Here is a 24,209-nt window from a genome sequence, read left to right on the forward strand (position 1 = left end):
GATTATCAAATATAAGGCCAACTTGTAACTAATTGATTAATAAGTAACTTGTATTTTGTCATTTGTTACCAAATGGTGGTTTTTACTAACTATTAGTCGTAAGCAAAGTACAAATGGTTTAAATGAAACTTTTTAAATATTTTTTGTAAGCTACTTTGAGGGGGCTTATGGCTCCGGTTCTTCATCAAGAATTACCATTCGGATGATGGTAATTTTGTTTTTAGGCACTGTTGGATAACCGAGCTCTGGGCTAACCCCCACTTCTACTTCGCCAATTGCTTCCACTATTTCAAGCCCTTCTACTACTTCACCGAAAACGGCGTAGCCCCATGAGTGGCCTGGGTTTAAATTAGTATTGTTATTTAAATTGATAAAAAATTGGCTAGTTGCTGAATGAGCGTCTGACAATGCTTTTGCCATGGCAATTGAACCTATTCTATTTTTTAAACCGTTGCCTGATTCATTGAAAATAGGCTTAAAGGGCGTTATTTCTGTGTAGTCGTTTTTATAGCCGCCAGCTTGAACAAGGTAATCTATCTCTACACGATGAATAATGGTTTTATCATAATCAGTGCTAATAACGTAACTTAAAAAGTTATCGACGGTAATTCTTGCCTTCATTCGGTCCAATTGAAGAATGAAATTACCCATTGAGGTTTCAACACGTACTTTAGGAAACAAATTGCTTGGCTGTACATATTGGCCTTTAGGTGATGCTGCTACTGAATGTAATGATAAAAATGCTGTAAATATAAATGTCGTAGCTATAAATACATAGTTTTTGAACACGCTTCCATCCTTTTTCTGTCGTTACAATTCGACAAGTAATTATTGAATAATCGATAGATTTTATCGAAAGGTAGCCGCTTTTGTTACTATTTTTATTAGTGCAGTATATCAGCACTTAAGTTAACCTATTCGCCAAATCAGCGAGACATTATTTTTGGAAGTTAAAATGAGAAAACTTATAGCACTAGTAACTCTTATGGCATTAACGGCTTGTAGTGAAGACGCAGGGAAGGTCAGTTTAGGGCTATTCACCACAAAAGATGTAGTAATTAAAGCTGAGCAGGATCCAAAGATCCCAGGAGTTACTTGTCATATCAGCCATGTGGAAGCTGATTTAGACTTTTCTGATCCTTCAGATATGTCGATAGCGTGTCTTCAAACTGGACCTATTCTGGCTGAACATTTAGCTAAAATTGATTTGTCCAAAAATGGTGAAGTTGTTTTTCGAGAGTCAAAAAGTATTTTATTTAAAAGCTTAAAAGTACGTCGAATATATGACGGCAAAAGTAAAACCTTGATGTATCTATCATACTCTACCAAAGAAACAAGTGGCAGCCACCATCATGCGTTGTCTACGGTGCCACTATATAATACTCAAGCATGGGATTGGGCAGAGCAACTTAAAATAAATTAACTGAAGATAAGTATTTTAAAAAGAAGCTTACTACTTCATTTGGCTTTATATGCGACAGGTGATTGTTACTTTATGCTGTAAAAGTAACTCGATTACATGTTCCAATTTACCCAATATATGGGTTATTTAAGAGAGTTATATCAATATCAAGGAGTAGCAGCTACTGTAGCTCTAGACTATATCAAATTGCATTATTATGGCAGTCACGAGACCATTAACCCGACCAGAATAATGCCTGCAGGCCCGCTCATTGATTTTAATGAACCGAATGGCTGAGAGCAGGTATAGCAACTAGCGGTTACTGTGCATTTACGATTCTAATTTTAAGGAACCATAATGAGTTTTAAAAACACCAAAGAAAATTATGGGCTAATTGCTAAGGCACTGCATTGGCTGACTGCTTTATTGTTTATAGGCGCTTATGGCAGTTTTTATTATCGACAGTGGTTTACTGAGGCTAAAACGCCGTAAAATTGGAATGCACTTCAGCTTCACCTATCAATAGGCGTGTCTATTGGGGTGCTAGTGTTATTAAGAATTATCTGGCGGATGATGAGTATACAACCTGCCGATGAACCTGGTACACCAACAGAGCATAAAGCAGCTAAAGTCGGGCATTACTTGCTGTATGCAATGATGATAATTATGCCTGTAACAGGTTATTTAGGTACAGGCGCCAATACTGATTTTTTCTTTTTATTTGAAATAACCAAATTTCCCGATACTTGGATATTTTCGCAACTTGTTGATTTAGGGTTGGTTGTTGATTTTAAAACGTTTGAGAAGCCAATAGACTTTATTCATAAAGACGTTCTTGGTGCTTGGTTAGTATGGATGTTAATTGCGGGTCATATAGCTGCAGCGTTGTACCATCACTATGTAAAAGGAGATCGCACGTTAACTAAGATGACACTTAGTAAGTGATTGTTCTAAGGCTATATATCTATAGATATATAGCCTTAAGTATTGCTGACTAAGGCGTGTAGTAAATTGGAGACGCCGGACCTACAGGTAAGCCAAACGCAAAGACCCAGATATAAAACAATGCGACCCAGCCGACAAAGAATGCCATTGAGTAAGGCAACATGGTGGCCACTAATGTACCAATGCCCATATCTTTTTTATATTTCGTAGCAACCGCCAATATCAAACCGAAATAGCTCATCATGGGGGTTATCAGGTTTGTGACAGAATCACCTATACGGTACGCCGCTTGAATAGTTTCTGGTGCGTAACCAATAAGCATTAACATAGGCACAAAAATTGGCGCAGTTGCAGCCCATTGTGCTGATGAAGAGCCTAGACTTAAGTTAATCAGGGCACACATAAAAATGAATAGTACGAATACTTCTGGGCCGGTTAAGCTTAATGCTTGTAAAAGTTCAGCACCGTTAATTGCCATAATGGTGCCTAAGTTGGTCCATTTAAAGAAAGCAACGAATTGTGAAGCAAAAAATACTAGCACAATGTACAAACTTAATGAGCTCATGCTTTTGCTCATCGCGTTAATAACATCAACGTCATTTTTCATTGTGCCAACAACTTTACCGTAAACAAAACCAGGTATGGCAAATACGATAAAGATAATAACGACTATACCTTTCAAGAAAGGCGAACCAGCGACAGCACCGGTTTCTGGGTGACGTAAAATACCATTTTCAGGTACTACGGTAAGGGATAACAGGGCAGCTAGTACTAAAAAGCTAACACCTGCCCATTTTAAACCTTTCACTTCAAGAGCAGATAAGTGCTCAATGTTTGAATTTAGTACTTCGCTAGCGTCATCTTCATTGTATTTACCTAGCCTAGGTTCAACTACTTTTTCGGTGATAATTGTACCTAACCCTGCAATAAGGAAGGTGGATATAATCATAAAGAACCAGTTAGCTTCAGGGCCTACCTGGTAGTTAGGGTCAATAAGTTGTGCAGCCGCCGAGGTAATGCCGGATAATAGCGGGTCGATGGTTCCTAGGAATAAATTTGCACTATAGCCACCTGAAACACCTGCAAATGCTGCTGCTAAGCCAGCAATAGGATGACGGCCAAGGCTATGAAATATCATTGCCGCTAGCGGAATAAGTACGACATAACCTAGCTCTGATGCAGTATTCGAAAGAATAGCTGCAAATACCACCATAAAAGTAACAAGGCGTTCAGAAGCTCCCATTACCATACCACGTAGTGCGGCTGATAACATGCCAGAGTGTTCGGCAACACTTACACCTAACAAGGCTACAAGCACTGTCCCAAGTGGTGCAAACCCGGTAAAATTAGTCACTAAACCTGAGAATATTTTTTGTAATCCTTCAGCGCTTAATAAACTTACCACTTCAATTACACCGTCAGGATCTCGACCTGCCGATCCTATTGGTCGAGGGTCGATTGCACTTAACCCAAAAAAGTCAGCGACGCCGCTAAATACAATGATGAATAAACAGAACATTGCGAACAATGTGATGGGATGAGGAAGAAGGTTACCTAAGAATTCAACCGTTGATAAAAAACGGTTAAACCAGCCATTTTTTTGTATTGGCTGACTAACATTTGCTGTCATAAATTAACGCCTTGCAGTCGCGAACAGATGTAAATTCTGTTTCTAATTTTGTTGGATATATTTTTTAGAGCAGCAAACATATCACTGAACTCCTTTAATTTGCAAGGCTTGTACCGTATTACAAGCTGTCGTTGTAACACGAGTTGTACGTTTTCAGTAAGCAATAGATTATTCGACGACCTTGTTATGCTCTTTTGCTTAGGTCGTTGTATGGTTTTAACAATATGTAATTGAAAATGAGCTATTTATAATGTGATATGTTAATTGATCGAGAAAAGCCACAAGCTATAAATGTAGATTATGGCTTAAAAGTTACGTTGCACTGATATGTTGTTGCTGGCGTTTATAGCACGCTAATGATGTCTTCGCGTGCCATGCGTGCTTTAGGTAGACCGTAGTTCCAATCTTCTTCGTCTTTACGGTAGCCAAGCGCTAAACCCACTTCACAAATATGGCCGTCTAGTTCATCTTTGAATATCTCGCCGATGAGCGCTGAATCAACGCCTTCCATTGGTGTTGACGCAATACCGAGGCGAGCAAGGACATGTAATATATTACCTAACGCGAGGTAGACCTGTGCTTTAGTCCAGCTGCCGTTATAACCAGTGTCATCGGTATTTGCTTCGGCAAAAGCATAAGCGCCCATAAATGAATCATACATATCGGCAGGCAAGTGACCAGAGCTTACTTCAGCATCAACACGCTTGCTAAATTTCTCTTTAGTAAAGTTAGGATCGTAAGCAAACAGAATTGTGTGCGATGCTTCTTTTGCATGTGGTTGATTAAACTGATGTTTGTTCGCATAGCTGTCATGAAGACGCTGCTTAGCTTCATCACTTTCAATGACAATAAACTTCCAAGGTTGCGAATTAATTGATGATGCAGATAAACGAAGTGCCTCAAGAATTATATCCATGTCTTGGTCTGAAATACGCTTGGTGGGATCATACTTCTTCGCGGTATATCGTGTATGAAGGTCTTTTATAATCTGGTGCGTCATCTTGTATCTCCAACAATTTTTATGAACTAATCAAGTATGTGCGCACTATACTTTGTATGAAGGTAAAGATAATCCACCTTGTAATCAAAACAGTTTATAGTTTTTATTGATAATAGCGGCGGGTTCATTTTATTGGTGGCAATTCGCTGATAAAATACGGTTAATTTCTACCAAAAAGTTTAAAACACATGAGTGAAAGTCTGCCAAATTGTCCAAAATGTGAATCAGAGTATGTTTACCAAGACCAGTCGTTGTTGATTTGCCCTGAATGCAGTTATGAATGGAATCCCCAAGAACCTGATGAAGATGAGTTTGTTGTTAAAGATGCTAATGGAGCGCAGCTTATCGATGGTGACAAAGTTACGGTGATTAAAGATTTAAAAATAAAAGGAAGCTCACAAGTCATTAAAATCGGAACTAAAGCCTTGGTAAGGCGCGTTCTAGATAAGAAAGATCATGAACTAGACTGTAAAGTCGATGGTGTTGGTGAAATGATGGTGACTGCTAAATTCGTTAAAAAAGCATAATAAACGAATGTTAAAAAGCTACTTAGATAAGTAGCTTTTTTGCTTTTATTGGCAGTATATTAACCTGCATCTAACTGCTTCCTTACTAGGTTATCGCGCTAATTATCACCAGCTTAATGCTAACTACCCACAATAAACTTATGTAATAAGTAGATTATTAGCATTTAATTGATGTCGATCAATAAAATGCTATTGATAATCATTCTTATTTAGATTTAAGATCATGCTTTAAATTTAAGTTACGAATGTTATTGAGTTGTAAATGAAATCCTTGTCTCCTATATCACTAGCTATTGCAGCTAGTTTCTCCCTTGCAACATCAACGGTTACTTTCGCAGAGCAAGCGACTGTTGATAACCAAGATATTGAAGTAATTGAAGTGCGTACTTTGCGTCAAAAGCTCGATCAAGCAGGTCGTTTGAAAGACGTAATCCAGCAAACTGAAATTCTAGACGCGTTAATGATCGAAAATAAAAACGCGTTAAGCCTAACAGCTGCCATTAATAATGAACCTGGCGTTAATGTATCGAATGAATGTTCTATGTGCGGTGTTAAGCGCATTATGCTTAATGGCATGAAAGGTGAACACACAACAATTCTTGTTGATGGTTTACCTACACATACACTTATTTCTGGTTTTTATGCGGTAGATGCAATTGCAACAACGGGTGTTGATCGTATAGAGGTTGCTCGTGGAGCGGGTGCGTCTTTGATTGCTCCTGAAGCTATTGGTGGTACAGTTAACATCATTACCAAAGAAGCGTATGAAAATACTGCAAGCTTTGATTTTGCCAAAGGTTCACATGACTTTACTGCAATGAAAGGCATGGCAACAGGTGTGTCAGAAGACGGTAAAACCGGTATTACTTTTATTGGTCAATACGACAAACAAGATCAGGAAGATCATGACGATAATGGCGTAAGTGAAGCACCTTTTATTGAAAACTTATCTTTTACCACGTTATTGACTCAAGACCTATCAGACTCGAGCAATGTTCAAGTACGTTTGTCAAAAGTGCAATCGGAAATTTTTGGCGGTCCGGTTATTGGCGACAAGGTAAAATCTATTGGTGCTGCAATCGCTGGCTATGATCAAATAGAATCAGAGCAACTGTTTGTTGATGACGATGTACGCAATGAATACATTGGTAAGCCATGGGAAACTACAGAATGGATTGATACTTCTCGTGATGAAGCTTATGTCAAATATTTATCAGAGCTAAGTGATAGCACGGTAGCGGAATTTGCCGTGAGCTATGCCAAGCATGAGCAAGACTCTTTTTACGAAGGTATTGATTACCAAGCAGAAGATACGATGTGGTACGTGCGAGGTAAGTTTGATATGGAATTGTCAGACGAGCATTTCATCACTTTTGGTGTTGATAGCCGTCAAGAAGAAATGCGTTCATCAACCGAAGCTCTTGAAGCTGTTGAAGCGTATCAAAGCGACGCGTTTGACTACAATACGGCGGGTATTTTCTTCCAAGATACTTGGACACCCAATGATAAAGTAGAAATTGCTATTGCTATGCGACTTGATCAAGTGGAAGCAGACTTTGTAGATCCAGAGAAACCAGGTACGGAAATTGATGAAACGTTCTTTGCGCCTCGCCTAGACTTACGCTATTTCCATACTGATGAATTAACCTCACGCTTTTCAACGGGCCGAGGCTATCGCGCACCATTATCATTCTTTGAAACTGACCACGGTATTCTGGACGCTGAACTTGGTTATCAAATTGATATTGACTCATTAGAGGAATCAGTATCAGCCAGTTACTCGTTAAATTACGACACTCAACAGCTTGCGATAACTGCGTCAGTTGCTCACTCAGAAGTAGATAACCTTGCAAGTCTAGAAGAAACTGCTGAAGGTGTACCACTTCTTACACAGCTAGATGAAAGTGCAGCTGTGACCACTTATGACATTACTGTTGGTTATAATATTACAGAGCAATTCACGGTAAACCTTGGTGTTGAAAAGTTTAATTATGATGATGCGTTTAAATCTTCATATGCTATTGCGCCAGTTGAAGAAAGAGCCAGTATAGAATTGCAATATGAAAAAGATAACTTAAAAATATTCTGGACGACGATTTGGTTCGGAGAGAAGGACCTAAGTGAATATGGGTACGAAGGTTTTGACAAACTAAATGATCCAACTAGCGCTAAAACGTTAACTGGTGATGCTTTCTCAACATCAGATTTGAAACTGCAGTACCAATTAACTGAACAAGTGAAACTGTACGCGGGTGTTTCAAATATCTTCGAAGAAACACAAATAGATAATGGTGATTCCCCATTGTTCTATGATGCAGATGGTGGTTACGATGTTGCCTATATATACGGCTCTCTACACGGTAGAGAAATGTATGCAGGCATTGAAGTGTCATTATAAAAAGGGCTAATTTAATGTTGCTCAATCAAGCATTAATTAGGCTCTCAAAAACAATCGTGCTGGCTGTGCTCAGTGCGATTGTTTTACCTAATTCTTTGTCTGCTAAACCTGTAGCGCTAACACCTTTTGATTTAAAACCTATTAAAGGTACCCAGCTTGTAGCTCATCAGAAAAACAAAGGTATGGCAACGGTAACTATGATTTACCAACCAGACTGCAGCTGGTGTAAAAAACAAGGGCAAACGTTAGCTAAAGCGTTTGAACAATGTAGTAACTCGATAAATGTAGCGTTAGTTGGTACAAAAGGGAGTAAAAGAGTACTTAAAAAAGAATTAAAACATTATCACCAAGACATTCCTGCCTTTATTGCTGATAGAAAATTTTTGCGTGCTATTGGTGGCTATCAGGCCTCTCCGACTACTTTAATATATGACGCTAATGGTCAATTAATTGCTAATAAACGAGGCTTTATAGCAAAGGAAAAGTTAGCCGATGCTATAGTAATATTGTCGCAAGGTAATTGCGTAATATAACTGACGAGTATAGTTGCTTAAAATAGTACTGCCACATATATGTGCCAACTAAGATATTTGCTGAAATATGTGTATCACCCATCGGTGATATTGCAAATACTCGCATTAAAAATCGTTTAGCGGTAAGCTCTTTTTATCATTAAAAAATAATAAAAAGGGATGTTTATGGCTTACCAGTCAAATGTCGAATACTTATTACATCACGTTACGCAACAGAAAGAGCATGTATATTTACATCAACCTGTAGAAGGACAGTGGCAAACTTTCACTTGGGGTGAAGTAGAACAACAAGCTCGCAAAATTGCAGCAGCGATCAAGTCGCAAAACTACCCTGCGAAAAGCCGAATTGGTATTTTGTCAAAAAACTGTGCGCAATGGTTTATTGCAGATTTAGCTATCATGATGGCTGATATGGTTAGCGTCCCAATATTTTTTAATGCTAATGAAAAGTCAATTAGTCACATTATTAAACACAGTGAGCTCAAAGCGATATTTGTCGGCAAGCTTGATGAATTGGAAAGTAGTAATGCAGGCATTCCCGAAGATGTTTTACGTATTTCATTCCCATACCCGACAATACCAGCGAATGCGAATTGGCAAGAATGGTTAAATGAGTTCGAGCCGCTTGATGATATCTATTTGCCTAAAGCTGAAGAGAACGCGACAATAATCTATACCTCAGGCAGTACTGGTGTTCCGAAAGGAGTACCATTAACTCATGCCAACATTATGTCAGCCGCGGTGTGTGCAGTGGATGAAATGAAGGTAAAATCAACAGACCGTTTCATGTCGTACCTACCGTTAGCACATATCACTGAGCGTAGCTTGATAGAAGGTGTTTCAATGGTTTCAGGGTGTAGCATATATTTTGTAGAATCACTTGATACCTTTATCGACAATGTTAAACACGCTAAACCTACGCGCTTTATTTCAGTGCCAAGACTTTGGCTAAAATTTCAGTCAGAAATATTGGCTAAAATACCGCAGCGCAAACTTGAATTTCTACTTAAAGTTCCTTTTGTCGGCCAACTTATTTCAAAGAAAATACGTAAGAATCTAGGCTTTGAATGCGTTGAACGATTTGGCTCTGGCTCTGCACCAACGCCACCGTCGGTTATTCACTGGTATCAAAAGCTTGGTATTTGTTTAGAAGAAGGTTGGGGGATGAGCGAAACCTCAGGGCTTTCATGCGGTAATAACCCGTTTAGCGAACAAGACATTGGTACCATTGGTCGTCCACTCTCGTGTGTGGAAATGAAACTTTCGGATGAAGATGAAATCTTAATCCGAGGAGAAGCGGTATTTAGTGGTTACTATTTAAACCCAGAAGCTGATGAAAATGCTTTTGCCGATGGTTGGTTTAGAACCGGTGACAGAGGTGAGGTGACTGATACTGGGGCGTTTAAAATTATTGGCCGATTAAAAGAAGAGTTTAAAACCAGTAAAGGTAAATATGTCACTCCTGCGCCAATTGAAGGCAAGCTATGTGCATCGAGTAATATCGAGTTGGCTTGTGTAACTGGGGCTGGGTTAAAACAGCCTGTTGCCTTAATAGTGCTTGCCGAATCGGCTAATTCAAATAAAGAAGGTTTAGCGACGGAGCTTAGCCAAACCCTCGCAGAGGTAAACAACACATTAGAGCGCCATCAACATTTAGACTATCTATATGTATGTAAAGACATTTGGACGATTGAAAATGGATTGTTGACACCGACATTGAAAATAAAGCGCGGTAGTATTGAAGATAAGTACGGGGCAATATTAACCGATGATTTAACACCCGCAGGCGGTGTTATTTTCGAATAACGGCTCTCTCTTTACTCATATCGCTTAAAGCATAACGCTAAACGTAAAATGCCAGTTACGTTTAGCGTTATAAATTCGACGCTTATAATATTAGTCTTTAAACGGCGTCACTAAGTATTTTTCACCGGTTTTCTTTGCATTATATTGTGCGATATTTTCAGGCAACAACACTTCTTCCAAATTAAGGGATTTAGTGTATTGTGATGCAAATGTAGTGGTGATTTCATCGGCGACTTTTTTGTGTAGCTCAGCTAATCGTTCTTTGCTTAGTTTTGCTAAAGCGTAAGACATTAACCAGCCGCCAATACTCCACGTCATACCGTAAGCACGATTAAGAATCGTAGGTGAAAAATCTAGTCCGCCGTATACGTACACTTGTTTGTTGGTCATTGAACCGTAGGTATTAAGCCCTTTTGCATCTTTACTGCCTACCGCTTCCATCACATTTAAAATGTGGCTCACTATCTCTCCGCCACCGATGGCATCAAAGGCTAGCGTAGCGCCTGTTTTGTCAATGGCTTGATATAGCGACATTTGGAAATCATCATCACTTGAATTACAGATGATTTTGGCACCTAAGTCGCGCAGAATTTGTGCTTGTTCTTCACTGCGGACAATATTAACAATTTCTATATCTTGCTCGATACAGAGTTTGTTTAGCATTTGTCCTAAATTAGATGCCGCAGCAGTATGTACTAAAGCAGTGTGTCCTTCTGAGTGCATGGTTTCAATCATGGCAAGAGCTGTTAGCGGGTTGACAAAAGAAGAGGCGGCTTGCGTTGCTGTTGTACTGTCGTGATGTACTAAACATGCTTGAATAGGTATACAGGCGTACTCGGTAAACGTTGCGCCTGTTAATACTGACACTGTTTTTCCTAACATTGCTTGTGCTGCGTCACTTTCACCTGCGGCGATGACCGTACCTGCGCCTTCATTGCCAATAGGTAGTACTTGGTCGATTCGAGGTTTTACGCGAGCAAGCAAAGGTTTATATACGGGGGCTGTTAGTTCAGTTTTTTCTGGATTAAGTGCTGCTTTATCTAAACTTGCGGGGCCAAACATTGGCCACATATCTGAAGGATTTATCGGCGCCGCTTCAATTTTAACAATGACTTCGTGAGCCTTTGGTTCAGGTACGTCTACATCGTTTAGTGAAACTTTTAGTTGTGCGTCTGAGCTTATCAGGGTGAATAGTTGTTTGCTAGCTTGCATGGTCTTTCCTTCTACGCCTTTATCATTGTTGTGACAGATAAGTTAGCACTGCTGCATCAGGCGTCAAGACTTGCGAGTGATTAATAAGCCACGCTTATTAATCACTATTGATAAGGGTTATCAAGCAATCAATCAAATTAAACACAAAGGCCATTACGATGGGAAAACTAACTAATCAATTTCCCAGCTTTTTCCTTTTATCCAACGGCTCTTTTCGTCGAATAAATCTTTCATTGCTTTGCCTGTTTCTGGCAATTGCTTTCGCGGTAAATCTAAGTGGTTGATCGGAATTTCTTGTTGGTAGTTGTCCAAAATAGGCTTTGCCATTTCATAGGCAAAATTAGGAATACGTCGGCCTTCTCTAAATTGAGCAATTGGAATTTGCGCGGTAATAATCCCTTCTTCAAATTCACTTTTTTCTTCAGCTAGTATTTTGGCTTGTGGTGACACAATGATTGACTCACCCGCTGGGTAGTTCATTTCAGCAGGAAATATAATGTTCGACATAGCTGAATAAAAGTTATTAATTCTGGCCATGGCTAACACATCTTCTTTAGCGTAGAGAGTAGCGGTGCGCAGCATAATTTCTGTACCTCGCATAGCAAAAGCTGCAAATATAAATGGGTCCATTTGTACGGTGCTAACGGCTATGTTGCCATATTCAGTGCGTACTACCGGAAATTCTTCTTCTGCGCCGTACATAGCACGATATTTATCTCGCACTGCCTCTATAGTTGTGGTGGTAATTTCTCTATCAGGGTATATGCGTTTTATATTGCGTGCTTTCCAGAATTTTTTAACGATATTGCCATCACGTCCAATCATGGTATTTATGCTTAATATATGACCTGGCCAATCTTTGTCTTTAGCGTAACTACCAAAAATTAAGTAAGTATCACAAGCTTTGGCTACTTGCCCGAGAACTTCGGTTTCTTTGCCAGGAATGTCTAGCGCAAACTTTAATTTCTCGGTGCGGGTACCTGGGTCGTATCCGGTAAGAGGGAATTCATGGAAGAGTAATATGTCCGGTTTTACTGCCATGCTACACGCTTTGTTAGCAAGCTCGACCATATGGTCTAAATTGTGTTGAATGCCATGTTCTATGGAAGGAAATTTTTTAAGTGACGCAACGCCACTTTGTACTACGGTTAAGTTAATAACTTTTTTTTCCAATGGCTTAACAGCATAACTACCGTCAGTATTGACTAGCTTCGGTGTTTTATTGCTTTGCGTATTGGCCGCGGACGCCGTTTGTTCATTTACTTTTATCTGATTTTCTTTGGCTTGGTTACAACCAGAGAGAGTGGAAATTGTTACCAATAAAACCAATAACTTATTCATTTTAATCCTTAGCAATACAATAGAAAAACACAGTTCTCAACTGTATGCCAATGTGGAACTTTTGAATTGATAATTATCAGTTTGTTTAATCTTTGCGCAAATATTATGTTGTTTTGGCGTCGTTACTGCCTAGCAACCGGTTAACGGCTTCAGCAAATTCTCTAGGTGAATCTTCTTGAAGAAAATGACCGCCAACCAATGTTTGGTGTGGCAAACCGTCACAACCAGGAATTCGTTGTTGTAAATATTTGTCGCCCCCCCGAGTGATCGGGTCACCATTACTGAATGTGGTCAAAAATGGCTTTTGCCATTGTTTTAGTACTTCCCACGCTTGAGTGTTGGCATGTGAAGCTGGATCATCTGGTGTTACTGGTACTAAGGCAGGAAAGGCGCGTGCACCAGCTTTGTACTTTTTATTGGGAAAAGGCGCATCGTAAGCACGTTTTTCGTCTTTGCCAAGTTTTTTAAAACTACCAGAATCGATAATTCTTGCAATAGGAAACCATGGGCTATTGAGCGCAAAGGCTTTCCATATTTTAAACGCTTTTGGTGGCGACTGCTCGCCTGTAGGTAATCCACCATTACCAATTACAATAGCTTTAAAACGGTGCTCGTTTTCAGCGGCCAATCTTAATCCCAACAAAGACCCCCAGTCTTGGCACACTAAGGTGATATTGGTTAAGTTCAGCTGTTCAATAAATTGCTTCATCCAGTCCATATGGGCTTGATAGCTATAGTCTGATTGATGAATTGGTTTATCTGATTTCCCGAAACCGATTAAATCTGGTGCTATTACACGATGGCCAGCAGCTGCGCAAATTGGGATCATATGTCGATATAAATATGACCAAGTCGGTTCGCCATGCAGCATTAATACAGGATCGGCATCGGCAGGCCCTTCATCGACATAATGCATTCGCAAGCCTTCAATAGGTAAATAATTTGGCGAAAATGAGTAATTAGGTAAATGTTTGAATTGCTCTTCTGGCGTGCGAATAAAATCGATCATTAGCGGGAATTCCTTCACTCATTATTATTTTATTTACCCAAGCTAACAAAGTTTCGCTTGAAAATTAACCTAATCATTCCAATTTAATAACTAAGGAACCACAGTGGCTATTTATATTGGAATATTTTTTACCGTTAGTGATTGCAGCATTACTTATAGGTTATTCGGCAGGAAAACCCTACTGGCGTGAGCATCAACGAAATAAGATTAGGCAACAGCCGTTTAAAAAAGAATGGCGACAAGTACTGCAAAAGCGAATGCCATATTTTAGGCAAATGCCAGCAGATTTGCAGCTGCAGTTAAAACAACATATTCAGGTTTTTAAGGTAGAAAAGCATTTCGTCGGCTGTAACGGTGTCGTGATTAATGACGAAATTCGTATTACAGTAGCAGCGCAAGCTTGTTTATTGCTATTGAATCGTAAAACTGATTACTACCCTAAATTAAAAACTATTTTAGTTTACCCAAGTGCGTTCATTAAAGAGCATCAAGGGTTGAATGGCGATGGTGTACATTTTGTTCAAAAAAGTACGTTAGCAGGGGAGTCTTGGGATTTTGGTAAAGTGGTATTGTCTTGGCAAGATACTGTAAAAGGTGCTGATATTCCTGATGATGGACGTAATGTCGTCATTCATGAATTTGCTCACCAATTGGATCAAGAAAATGGTCGAGCCAATGGCGCTCCCATTTTAGGAAGATCGCAAAATTACCAGGAATGGTCGACGGTTTTTAACGAGCAGTTTGAACGGTTAAAGCACTCAATTGCAGTAGGAATTCCAACGCTTTTTGATAGCTATGGCGCGACTAATCCTGCAGAGTTTTTTGCTGTTGCTAGCGAAGTGTTTTTCGAACAACCTTACGCTTTAAACCATGGTTATCCCGAACTTTATCAACAACTAAGTCAGTTTTACTTTGTAGACCCAGTACACTGGAGTTAACTATATACCGTTAGTAAATTAGCCAATAAATTACCCTAAATTCAATACAGTGACTAAGCTTAAAGTAGCAAAATAACTTGATTGTTCGGTATTTATGTCAAAATTATTCGTAGGGTTATTGTTTTTGAGTTCTACTTCCGCATTAGCAACAACAACCGCGACGGTTACAGCTGTATCTGATTATTTATTTAATGGGGGTTAGCCTTGGTTATGAGGATACGGATTTGGATACTTATGGTGACGCAGTATTACTGCTTTCGCTATCAAAAACCTTTGATTTGTAGAAGTATATTATGAAAATAGTGATGTTTGTTCTACTCGTGTTATGTGCTTCCTCTTCGTTAGCAGCGAAAGTGCATTTAACTTCACTTTCTTGGCCCCCTTATTCGGATGAATTTATCAAAAATCAAGGCGCTTCTGTTGCCGTAGCAAAAGCAGCATTCGCGATTGAAGGGCACGAGTTAATTGTGAGCTTTTTTCCTTGGTCACGAACAGTTAATTTGGCCAAACAACAACATTCAAAATATGCAGGCTATTTTCCAGAGTACTTTTACGAAACCTCCGAATTTTTATTTTCTAAACCAATGGGCAGCGGACCGTTAGGTCTGTTACAAAATAAAGACGAGCCAATCAACTACTCATCTGTCAAAGATTTGATTGGTAAGAAAGTTGGCGTAGTACAAGACTATGTTAATACTAAGGCATTAGATGATTTAATTGCCAATGGAGACGTAAAAGCCGAAGCGGTACCGTCAGATGTTATTAACATTAAGAAAGTGGCAGCAAAAAGAGTCGCCGTAGCTGTAATTGATCCATACGTTTTTGAACATTTGCTTGCTACAGATGACTCATTAGTTGGTGTTAAGCACAAAGTTGAAATGCATAAGCAATTATTAGAAATGAAGCAATTGTTCGTCGCATTTCGTAACGACGAACAAGGAAGGAAGTGGCAGAAAGTATTTAATCAAGGGCTTGCTAAAATCGATGTAGAGCGCATCATGTCAAATTACTTGGCGCATTAATCGATTATAACCAACAATGCAAAGAACTATCCCTATCGAAAACTCTCATTAATCGATTGAAGTGTCGCATTGCCAGGGCAGAGCACATCTTCTTTCAAAGAGTTAAGTGGCTTACAACTTGTTCCATACATGTCATGTAAGTCTGTCGGGTCGGTATCAACATAAAGCAAACCTGTCAGTATTTCACCTCGCTCATTATGATCCTTAATTGCTTTAATCGCAGCGCGACGATCGCATGGGTCAAAACCTTTAATGGCTTTAGTTAAATGAATGACTGAACCGTCATGCAGTGTCACTTCTTGACTTGAACCTTGCTCATAAGTGGTGGTGATCTCATCTTTCATCGGTACAAAGTCAAGCGCTGAAGTGGCTTCGTTATGCTCTCGAACAAAGTCATAACTTTTCTTTGAACCGGCGTTGTTGTTAAAGGTCACACACGGCGAGACGACATCAATAAAAGCGAAGCCGCGATGCGACATTGCTGCTTTCATTAACGGTACCAATTGTTCCTTATCGCCGGAAAAACTGCGTGCAACAAAGGTGGCACCAAGCTCTAATGCTAAATTCACTAAATCGATGGGTTGATGTTCGTTAACCATACCAGATTTGTTCACTGAATCGATATCTGTGGTGGCCGACATTTGGCCTTTAGTTAAACCATAACAACCGTTATTTTCAACGATATAAAGCATATTTAAGTTGCGACGTACGACATGAGCAAATTGCCCTAAGCCAATTGATGCTGAGTCGCCATCGCCAGATACACCAACATACTTTAGGTCGCGATTGGCTAAGTTTGCACCGGTTGTCACGGACGGCATTCTACCGTGTACTGAATTAAACCCATGAGAGTTACCCAAAAAATAGGTAGGTGTTTTGGATGAACAGCCAATTCCAGAGATTTTTGCAACTTGGTGGGGTTCAATCGACATTTCAAAACAGGCTTGAATTAATGCCGCGCTAATTGAGTCGTGTCCACAGCCTGCACAAAGGGTCGATAACGCTCCTTCGTAATCTTTAGAGGTATAGCCCAAGTCATTAGTTGGCGCGTCAGGGTGACGAAAATCGGGGCGAAGGTACGTCATATTATTTTCCTCCTTTAGAGCTTGAAGCGGAATTAGCGGCTTTTTTACTGGTGTTTTCGGTGAATAATCGCTGCTCAATTTGCCGACAAATATTCATCGCTGTAATTGGCATACCGTCGTAACTAAGTAATTTAATCAACTTGCTTGGTAATGCGTCTAGTTCGTTGACTAGCAAAGTCCGCATTTGTCCATCGCGGTTTTGATCGATAACGAAAACCTGTTCATGATCGTTAATAAATTGCTCAACGGTTTGGTGAAATGGGAAGGCAAGTAATCGCATTCCGTCAATAAATACCCCTTTTGCCGCTAAGTTATCGAGTGCTTCATTAGCAGAAGCATCACTGGTGCCATAATATATAAGACCAATATCTGATTTTTTATTGGCATTTTTAGCTAGTACCAGCATTGGTTTAGGGAGTATTTGTTTAGCAGTATTAAATTTGCGATTTAAACGATCGACATTGTCAACATATACGTCGCCATCTTCACTGTATACCGCATACGGATCTCTAGAGGTGCCGCGTGTAAAAAACGCACCTTTAGTTGGGTGTGTGCCAGGATAAGTTCGGTAACAAATACCATCACTGTCGACATCGTTGTAGCGGCCAAAACGTTCACCCTTTTCAGTAAGTGCATCTAGTTGCTCGGCATTTAACACTTTGCCTCGGTCATACTCTCGGGCATCGTCCCAAGTAAATGGCTCACACATATGATCATTCATGCCCAAATCAAGATCCGACATCAATATGACTGGAGTTTGTAACCGCTCGGTTAGATCAAACGCTTGTGCCGTTAAATCAAAACACTCCTTAGGAGTTGAAGGAAACAACAACACTTGTTTAGTATCGCCATGTGAAGCATAAGCGCATGACAATACATCCGGCTGTTGCGTGCGTGTTGGCATGCCTGTTGACGGACCTGCACGTTGCACGTTAATTAATACCGCTGGCACTTCAGCAAAATAGGCTAATCCGAGAAACTCACTCATCAACGAAATACCAGGGCCGCTGGTCGCAGTAAAACTACGGGCGCCGTTCCATGCCGCACCTATTACCATACCAATGGCTGAAAGCTCATCTTCCGCTTGAACAATGGCGTAGTTTTTCTGGCCTGTGCCCGCATCTATACGTAATCTTGACGCGTATTTGTCAAACGCTTCGACCACAGATGTTGATGGCGTTATCGGATACCACGCGGCAACCGTAGCACCCGCATAAACAGCACCTAAACCCGTTGCATTGTTCCCGGTAGTTAGAATTTGGTCTTGGACTAAGTCACGTCGCTCAACGCGGATATCAAGCGGACAACTAAAGTGTTTATTCGCGTACTGGTAGCCTAATTCCAACGCATGAATATTAGGGGCGATAAGTTTTTGTTTGCCTTTAAATTGATCGCCAACTAAGTCTGACAATACGGTAAATTCAATATTTAGCAATGCTGCCAATGCGCCGATATATATAACATTTTTAAATAGCTGACGCTGACGTGGGTCGGTATATTCTTGACGGCATATATCAGTTAACGGTACCCCAATATAATGAATGTCGTCTCGTACATAGCGAATATCAAGAGGCCTAGTAGAGTCATAAAAAAAGTAGCCACCAGGGCGTACCGCTTGCACATCTTTTGCCATGCTTTGTGGGTTTACCGCGACCATTAAATCAATGCCGTCTCGGCGGCCTTGGTAACCTTTTTCACTAATCCTTACTTCGTACCAGGTTGGCAGCCCTTGAATATTTGATGGAAAGATATTTTTGGGTGTTACCGGTATCCCCATTCTGAAAATCGCTTTAGCAAACATATTATTGGCACTAGCAGAGCCAGTACCATTAACGTTGGCAAATTTGATCACAAGCTCGTTGATCGCCTTTAAACTTGGAATTTTTGAATTACTACTCATCGTTTAGTCTGCCTTATGTGCTAAGTTGTCACAGGCGGTTGCCTCGTTATAAGTAAATTGCTGTAAATCCCAAGCGGCTGTTGGACAGCGTTCTGCACAGAGCCCACAATGCAAGCACAGATCTTCATCTTTCACCATTACTCGGCCCGTTGCTAAGTCTCCAGAAACATAAAGGGGTTGTTCCAGGTTTTTAGCAGGAACGGTTAATTTATTGCGCAATATTTGCTCATCTGCTTCTTTACTCGTCATGGTTAATACTTTGGTTGGGCACACATCGACACAGGCATCGCATTCAATACATTTTTTCTCGGTAAACACGGTTTGCATGTCACAATTTAAGCAACGTGCGGCTTCTGAAATAGCGCGTTTTTCATCAAAGCCAAGTTCCACTTCGTTGTTTAAGTTTTTCAGTGCTTCTTGTAACTCCATTAACGGTACAATATTGCGATCATCATTACTTACTTGGCTGTCGTAACTCCATTCATGAACCCCCATTTTTTGGCTAAGCAAAGTAACATCGGGAGCAGGACGCTGTTTTATGTCTTGGCCTTGGCAATGTAAATCAATTGAAATAGCTGCTTGGTGACCGTGGGCTACGGCTGTAATGACATTTTCTGGTCCAAAGGCTGCATCACCGCCGACAAAGACATTCGGTAATGTTGTGGCAAAAGTCGTACGGTTAACTTTTGGCATATCCCATTTATTAAAGGCAATACCGATATCGCGCTCTATCCATGGAAAACTGTTAGATTGACCTACGGCAATTAATACATCGTCACATTCAATAATAACTGGTGGTTCATCGAGAGGCACTAAACTGCGATTGCCTTGGTCATCAAATTCCGCTTTCACTTTTTCAAAGCGCATAGCGGTTAGCTTACCGTCTTTGATAATAAATTCTTTCGGTACGTGATTATCCAAAATTGGAATACCTTCATGCTGAGCATCTTCTATTTCCCAAGGAGATGCTTTCATGGTGGCAAAGGGGCTACGCACAGTCACTGTGACTTGCTCCCCACCTAGGCGCAATGCTGTGCGACAACAATCCATCGCCGTATTACCGCCACCTAGTACAATAACTTTCTTGCCAATAGCGTCGGTATGTTTAAATGCCACATTAGCTAACCATTCAACACCAATATGAATATTTGCTTCACCTTCAGTGCGACCTGGTAAATCTAAGTCTCGGCCTTTAGGAGCACCAGTGCCGATAAATACTGCATCATAATCATCGTCAAGTACGGCTTTTAGTGAATCTACCCTTTTATTGAAATGGGTGCTGATACCCATATCCAGTACGTAATTTACTTCTTCATCGAGCACTTCATCAGGTAGTCTAAAGCTTGGGATTTGGCTGCGGATCATGCCGCCACCTTTAGTTTGCTCATCAAATAAGGTGATATCGTAACCAAGTGGAGCTAAATCGCGAGCAACCGTCAGCGACGCTGGGCCGCCGCCGATTAACGCAATACGTTTGCCATTTTTCTCTTTTGGAATATCGGGAAGTAAGGTGCTAATTTCATCTTTATTATCTGCTGCCACTCGTTTTAGTCGACAAATGGCGACTGGCTCTTCACTATCGTCTAGTCGGCCACGTCTGCAGGCTGGTTCACATGGCCTATCGCATGTTCGTCCTAAAATGCCGGGAAATACATTGGATTGCCAATTAATCATATAGGCTTCGGTATATTTACCTTGTGCAATTAAACGTATGTATTCGGGAACGGGGGTGTGTGCAGGGCACGCATACTGGCAATCAACAACTTGATGGAAAAAATCAACGTTTTCTTTCTTCTTTATATCCACATTGGCACCTTTTTTATTGGTTTTTATATCCATGCGATAGGAAAATTTAACGGTATTTAATTGCTTCTCTCAAAAAGAAATTTTTGATAAAGCGTTTGTTTTATTACAACCATGAATCCGTATGTCTATAACATAACACTGATTGACCAGTATTTGTCCATAACTCGTTTGATATTTAGACGATTTAAAGGTGTTTTTAAAACTTTACGACAGATTATATTTTTATTGTTGTATCTTTTAATGCGAGGGCGCTAGTGCTATTAATGTCTTTAATTTATTAACTTCACAAGACAATTGCGGTTTACCTAATGACGACAGTTACACATCTTAATATGGATTTTGAACAACGTGTGGTTGTAAATACTAATGTTCAAGGTTGGCTCGCGAGTCCAAAAGCAGGTGTATGGCGCAAGCCACTAGCCAGAGAAGAGGCAGAGCAGGGCCATGCAACGAGTATTGTAAAATATGAAGCTGGTGCGTCGTTTTCTGAACATAATCACCCATTAGGTGAAGAAATATTGGTACTTGAAGGAGTATTTTCAGACCAAACTGGTGATTACCCCGCAGGCACCTATATTCGTAACCCTAAAGGCTTTATACATGCGCCGTTTTCAACTGAAGGTTGCACTTTGTTTGTCAAACTTCATCAATTTCAGGAAACCGATAGCGTACAAACTCGTATCGATACTAATATCGCTCAATGGCAACAAGGCCAAGGTGGTCTTGAAGTTATGCCGCTTCATGAACATAAAGGCGAACATGTTGCGTTGGTGAAGTGGCCTACAAACGAAATTTTTAAGCCTCATCGACATTTTGGTGGCGAAGAAATTTTAGTGCTATCAGGAGAGTTTAAAGATGAATTTGGTAGTTATCCTGCAGGTACTTGGCTTAGAAGTCCGCATATGAGTCAACATCACCCGTATGTTGAGCAACAAACCATTATTTGGGTGAAAACAGGGCACTTACCTTTTGACCCTCACAGAAATTACACCTAAGACGCAAAAAATTTTAAGGTTAACCAAACTATTTTTAAACTGATATCGACAATATAAGTAACAACAAATTTATGAGAGTCGATTATGAAAAATTCAACCAAACTATTCACTTCAATTTTTACCTGTGGCGCTATCACGTTAGGCTACTTATCGTCAGTTTCAGCACATGAAGGTAGCCACATTATCGTCTCTGGTGATGACACGATTCGCGTTTATCAAAAAAATAACAATGGCAATACCAACTATGTAGTCAATGGTAAAGAATTTACCTGGAATGATCTTTCTGAAGACCAGCAAAGCAGAATTAAAGCGGTAGAAAGTAAGTTAGCAATTGCAGAAAAAAAATTAGCTAAACAGGAAATAGCGATTAAAAAAATTACTAGCCAAATGGAAGAGAAAGCCGAATTGTTGGAAAAGGAAGCACGTAAAATAGAACAAGCCTTTGTTAAAGTATCGAAACATAAAATGAATTTTAACGATCTAGAAAAGGCGATGCGAGAATTAGAGCTAAGCACACGTGCTAATGAAATTGCTCTTAGAGCCAAAGAGTTAGAATTAGATAAATTAGACGATAAACTTGAAGCTATTGATTTATCTATGGTTGAGGAAATTGAACAGCATGCCGATGAGTATGAAGCTGTGTTAATGGAGATAGCGAAAGAGCTTGATTAGGGTTTTGCTTTTATTTGTAAAGAGACCTTATCTTTACCAGATAAGGTTTTAAGCATGCGAAAATTTAGCATTGCACTTGAAGTTTTGGGCTGTTCTGAGCGAGGAACGGACTGTTGCTCTCTAGCTAATCTAGGAAGTGCTTTTCTAATTCCTGCCAAAATGTTGCTCCTACCAATACGCTTTTTCCAAAGTTTTCCGTCGACTATCACTTTATAGCAATCGACCCGAACAGTTTTATACGGTTCAAGTTTATAAGTAATCGGTACCCCACTATCGTAATCAGTGATTTTGATTACTCTTCTTAGTTCAGGAATGCTTTGTGGCTCTACAAGGCTTACTTGTTCTATATCAGAATTTCGATTAGTGTATGATTTACGATAACTTTTTGAAGCTTTATTAGTTTATCTATACATAGGTCATCTCCTACCTTGCAAGGTAGGAGACCTTGTAAGGTCTCACTAATAAGCTGTTATATAACTAAGGAGAGTTATGAGTAGTCCAAACATTTTCAAAGACCACGCAAGAAAATCATTCTCCTTCTTAATCGATTTATACGGATTCCGTGAGCAAGCTTTAGATAAATTAGATAATGAGTTCTCTGTTAACTTTATTACCTCAAAGACTAAAATCGTCATTGAGGGAATTAACTGGGGACTAAATTCTAGAGTTGCTATAGGTAGTTCTATTGGAAAGTTTGAGAACTATGATTTAGGAGATGCTCTCACTGTTTTTTGCCCCGAACATTCTTTAAATGAAACAGACTTTAAAAAAAGCCAAATTGAACAATTATCACTTATGGCAAGTCTGCTAAAAGAATGTGTCGAACCAATTTTACTAGGTGATCATTCATCTTTTCCTAAGTTAGCAAAAATAGTAAAGAAAAGAGCAAAAGAATTTAGTAGGCTTTAGCGTAATCGTTATATAACAAGCCAATTAAGTGCGGGACTGCTAAAGCTTGGCTCGGTTCCGCTTCGCTACACAGTTTAGCCAAGCATTTATCAGCCCCTTATTGGGGCGTTAGGCTACTTAAGGGTTTGCGTGAATTCAAAGTTTGAGAAATTAAGTGAGTTAGGTGCCGGAGAGTTTGAACATCTAAATGGTTCATTGATTAAACACCTTAATAGTACATACCAAATACTAAAAAAGTGGGGAGCTTCGCAAGAACTTTGCGACTCAGGCTTATATCATGCCGCATATGGTACGGCTGGCTTTGTAGCTCAAGTTGCCCCATTATCGCAACGAAATGAAATAGCCAAGCTTATTGGAAAAGCTGCTGAAGAAATTGTTTATTTATATTGTTCTTGTGATCGGGACTTTGTCTTTAGTGGTTTTGAGCCAAGAGCTGCCATCAAGTTTAGAGATCGTTTCACGAAAAAAGAATTTGAATTAACTCATGAGCAAGCTCAACAGTTTTGCGAACTTACAGTTGCAAATGAGCTTGAGTTGGCAATCGATAGTACAGAGTTTTTAAGAGAACATGGGCAAGGCTTATATAATTTGTTTACTAAAATGAAACCGCTACTAAGTAAACCTGCAAATGAAGCTGTTACACGAGTACTAGGCTCAGTAGCCTAACAAGCGCATAGGGGGCAAATATGAAGCATGCTTAAATGGTGTACTGACCATAAACTGCTAATGAAATTTTGCTTAATTTGAACTGCCTATTACGAGCTAGCGCTCTCTATAATTTTGTAGCCATTGGCTTCATGCTCATTGATACATGCTTGAAATTTATTCTCTAACTTTATTTCATCAAACCAGCCAAGTGCATACGAATGACATTTAACTTTCATTTTTTCAGAATTAATTAATATGGCTTCTTTTTTTAATTCGGCAAAGCCCAGTGAATATGCAAGTTCTACAAACTTTGAATTTACAAAATACCCTAAAACAACGACAGCTAAAACTATTATAACTTTCTTCAAAACAACTCCAAAAATTGATTATGTAAATTGGAAAATAACGCCTTAATAAGGACTGAATATGCT

At 39.7% G+C, this 24,209-nt stretch carries 24 protein-coding genes and 1 pseudogene; 14 read left to right on the top strand and 11 right to left on the bottom strand.

All coding sequences use genetic code 11. The features are described 5' to 3' along the window. Positions 1 to 165: 165 nt before the first annotated feature. On the bottom strand, positions 166 to 789 hold the full coding sequence (locus tag HII17_RS06070) for a peptidylprolyl isomerase (RefSeq protein ID WP_328824480.1): 624 nt from the start codon (positions 787 to 789) through the stop codon (positions 166 to 168). A gap of 166 nt (positions 790 to 955) precedes the next feature. On the opposite strand from HII17_RS06070, the gene HII17_RS06075 reads away from it, so the two are divergent. The 4 genes and pseudogenes from HII17_RS06075 to HII17_RS19035 form a co-directional block, all read left to right on the top strand. Beyond that, a complete protein-coding gene (locus HII17_RS06075; RefSeq protein ID WP_169074464.1) occupies positions 956 to 1,423 on the top strand; it encodes a CreA family protein in 468 nt (155 codons plus the stop codon). Between the two features lie 96 nt (positions 1,424 to 1,519). Beyond that, entirely contained in the window at positions 1,520 to 1,699 is a 180-nt protein-coding gene (locus HII17_RS06080) for a hypothetical protein (protein ID WP_211185270.1), read from the top strand. Between the two features lie 60 nt (positions 1,700 to 1,759). Next, a complete protein-coding gene (locus HII17_RS19190; RefSeq protein ID WP_268969135.1) occupies positions 1,760 to 1,894 on the top strand; it encodes a hypothetical protein in 135 nt (44 codons plus the stop codon). A gap of 24 nt (positions 1,895 to 1,918) precedes the next feature. Next, positions 1,919 to 2,347 (top strand): annotated as a pseudogene (locus HII17_RS19035) (cytochrome b); the annotation flags it as partial. A 49-nt stretch (positions 2,348 to 2,396) separates the two neighbouring features. Here HII17_RS19035 and HII17_RS06090 read toward each other — a convergent pair. Next, positions 2,397 to 3,977: an AbgT family transporter gene (locus HII17_RS06090; protein ID WP_169074465.1), complete on the bottom strand. Its 1,581-nt coding sequence runs from the start codon at positions 3,975 to 3,977 to the stop codon at positions 2,397 to 2,399. A gap of 343 nt (positions 3,978 to 4,320) precedes the next feature. Continuing rightward, positions 4,321 to 4,977 (bottom strand): NAD(P)H-dependent oxidoreductase, encoded by a 657-nt coding sequence (locus HII17_RS06095; RefSeq protein ID WP_169074466.1) that lies wholly within the window; start codon positions 4,975 to 4,977, stop codon positions 4,321 to 4,323. Positions 4,978 to 5,165: 188 nt separating this feature from the next. Between HII17_RS06095 and HII17_RS06100 the strand changes: the two genes are divergently transcribed. The 4 genes from HII17_RS06100 to HII17_RS06115 all read left to right on the top strand — a co-directional run bounded on the left by HII17_RS06100 (position 5,166) and on the right by HII17_RS06115 (position 10,241). Next, the gene (locus HII17_RS06100; RefSeq protein ID WP_169074467.1) at positions 5,166 to 5,504 is read left to right on the top strand and encodes a zinc ribbon domain-containing protein YjdM; all 339 of its coding nucleotides are present in this window, start codon (positions 5,166 to 5,168) and stop codon (positions 5,502 to 5,504) included. Positions 5,505 to 5,766: 262 nt separating this feature from the next. Then, positions 5,767 to 7,902 carry a TonB-dependent receptor plug domain-containing protein gene (locus tag HII17_RS06105; protein ID WP_169074468.1) on the top strand — a complete coding sequence of 712 codons (2,136 nt, stop codon included), beginning with the start codon at positions 5,767 to 5,769 and terminating at the stop codon, positions 7,900 to 7,902. 14 nt (positions 7,903 to 7,916) lie between these two features. Further along, complete coding sequence (locus HII17_RS06110) at positions 7,917 to 8,435, top strand: TlpA family protein disulfide reductase (RefSeq protein WP_169074469.1); 519 nt, start codon at positions 7,917 to 7,919, stop codon at positions 8,433 to 8,435. Positions 8,436 to 8,600: 165 nt separating this feature from the next. Then, positions 8,601 to 10,241, top strand: coding sequence for an AMP-binding protein (locus tag HII17_RS06115; protein ID WP_169074470.1), 1,641 nt, complete (start codon positions 8,601 to 8,603; stop codon positions 10,239 to 10,241). 90 nt (positions 10,242 to 10,331) lie between these two features. Here the strand turns inward: HII17_RS06115 and HII17_RS06120 are convergent, their stop codons facing one another. From HII17_RS06120 to HII17_RS06130, 3 genes are all read right to left on the bottom strand, one after another. Continuing rightward, positions 10,332 to 11,453, bottom strand: coding sequence for a zinc-binding dehydrogenase (locus HII17_RS06120; protein WP_169074471.1), 1,122 nt, complete (start codon positions 11,451 to 11,453; stop codon positions 10,332 to 10,334). A gap of 171 nt (positions 11,454 to 11,624) precedes the next feature. After that, complete coding sequence (locus HII17_RS06125) at positions 11,625 to 12,794, bottom strand: nitrilase-related carbon-nitrogen hydrolase (RefSeq protein WP_169074472.1); 1,170 nt, start codon at positions 12,792 to 12,794, stop codon at positions 11,625 to 11,627. 103 nt (positions 12,795 to 12,897) lie between these two features. Then, positions 12,898 to 13,803 carry a haloalkane dehalogenase gene (locus HII17_RS06130; protein ID WP_211185271.1) on the bottom strand — a complete coding sequence of 302 codons (906 nt, stop codon included), beginning with the start codon at positions 13,801 to 13,803 and terminating at the stop codon, positions 12,898 to 12,900. Between the two features lie 113 nt (positions 13,804 to 13,916). Between HII17_RS06130 and HII17_RS06135 the strand changes: the two genes are divergently transcribed. Together HII17_RS06135 and HII17_RS06140 are read left to right on the top strand one after the other, a co-directional pair. Beyond that, positions 13,917 to 14,741 carry a M90 family metallopeptidase gene (locus HII17_RS06135; protein WP_169074938.1) on the top strand — a complete coding sequence of 275 codons (825 nt, stop codon included), beginning with the start codon at positions 13,917 to 13,919 and terminating at the stop codon, positions 14,739 to 14,741. A gap of 293 nt (positions 14,742 to 15,034) precedes the next feature. Then, positions 15,035 to 15,763, top strand: a complete 729-nt coding sequence (locus HII17_RS06140; protein ID WP_169074473.1) for a substrate-binding periplasmic protein — start codon at positions 15,035 to 15,037, stop codon at positions 15,761 to 15,763. A 32-nt stretch (positions 15,764 to 15,795) separates the two neighbouring features. On the opposite strand, the gene HII17_RS06145 is transcribed toward HII17_RS06140, so the two are convergent. The 3 genes from HII17_RS06145 to HII17_RS06155 are packed head-to-tail and all read right to left on the bottom strand — an operon-like array spanning position 15,796 to position 20,554. After that, a complete protein-coding gene (locus HII17_RS06145; protein ID WP_169074474.1) occupies positions 15,796 to 16,848 on the bottom strand; it encodes a 2-oxoacid:ferredoxin oxidoreductase subunit beta in 1,053 nt (350 codons plus the stop codon). A gap of 1 nt (position 16,849) precedes the next feature. Beyond that, the gene (locus HII17_RS06150) at positions 16,850 to 18,748 is read right to left on the bottom strand and encodes a 2-oxoacid:acceptor oxidoreductase subunit alpha (RefSeq protein ID WP_169074475.1); all 1,899 of its coding nucleotides are present in this window, start codon (positions 18,746 to 18,748) and stop codon (positions 16,850 to 16,852) included. A 3-nt stretch (positions 18,749 to 18,751) separates the two neighbouring features. Beyond that, positions 18,752 to 20,554 (bottom strand): FAD-dependent oxidoreductase, encoded by a 1,803-nt coding sequence (locus tag HII17_RS06155; protein WP_328824482.1) that lies wholly within the window; start codon positions 20,552 to 20,554, stop codon positions 18,752 to 18,754. Between the two features lie 308 nt (positions 20,555 to 20,862). Between HII17_RS06155 and HII17_RS06160 the strand changes: the two genes are divergently transcribed. Both HII17_RS06160 and HII17_RS06165 read left to right on the top strand, forming a co-directional pair. Beyond that, positions 20,863 to 21,549, top strand: a complete 687-nt coding sequence (locus HII17_RS06160; protein WP_211185273.1) for a cupin domain-containing protein — start codon at positions 20,863 to 20,865, stop codon at positions 21,547 to 21,549. 84 nt (positions 21,550 to 21,633) lie between these two features. After that, positions 21,634 to 22,221 (top strand): hypothetical protein, encoded by a 588-nt coding sequence (locus tag HII17_RS06165; protein WP_169074477.1) that lies wholly within the window; start codon positions 21,634 to 21,636, stop codon positions 22,219 to 22,221. On the opposite strand, the gene HII17_RS18955 is transcribed toward HII17_RS06165, so the two are convergent. Continuing rightward, positions 22,218 to 22,379, bottom strand: a complete 162-nt coding sequence (locus tag HII17_RS18955; protein ID WP_211185274.1) for a hypothetical protein — start codon at positions 22,377 to 22,379, stop codon at positions 22,218 to 22,220. The two genes, HII17_RS06165 and HII17_RS18955, sit on opposite strands and share 4 nt — an antisense overlap. A 331-nt stretch (positions 22,380 to 22,710) precedes the next feature. Between HII17_RS18955 and HII17_RS06175 the strand changes: the two genes are divergently transcribed. Both HII17_RS06175 and HII17_RS06180 read left to right on the top strand, forming a co-directional pair. After that, positions 22,711 to 23,130 (top strand): peptidoglycan recognition protein family protein, encoded by a 420-nt coding sequence (locus tag HII17_RS06175; RefSeq protein ID WP_169074478.1) that lies wholly within the window; start codon positions 22,711 to 22,713, stop codon positions 23,128 to 23,130. 129 nt (positions 23,131 to 23,259) lie between these two features. Next, the gene (locus tag HII17_RS06180; RefSeq protein WP_169074479.1) at positions 23,260 to 23,796 is read left to right on the top strand and encodes a DUF6817 domain-containing protein; all 537 of its coding nucleotides are present in this window, start codon (positions 23,260 to 23,262) and stop codon (positions 23,794 to 23,796) included. Positions 23,797 to 23,885: 89 nt separating this feature from the next. Here HII17_RS06180 and HII17_RS06185 read toward each other — a convergent pair whose 3' ends face one another. Continuing rightward, the gene (locus tag HII17_RS06185; protein ID WP_169074480.1) at positions 23,886 to 24,146 is read right to left on the bottom strand and encodes a hypothetical protein; all 261 of its coding nucleotides are present in this window, start codon (positions 24,144 to 24,146) and stop codon (positions 23,886 to 23,888) included. Between the last annotated feature and the right edge of the window lie 63 nt (positions 24,147 to 24,209).

The organism is Thalassotalea algicola, assembly GCF_012932965.1.
Lineage (GTDB): Bacteria > Pseudomonadota > Gammaproteobacteria > Enterobacterales > Alteromonadaceae > Thalassotalea_F > Thalassotalea_F algicola.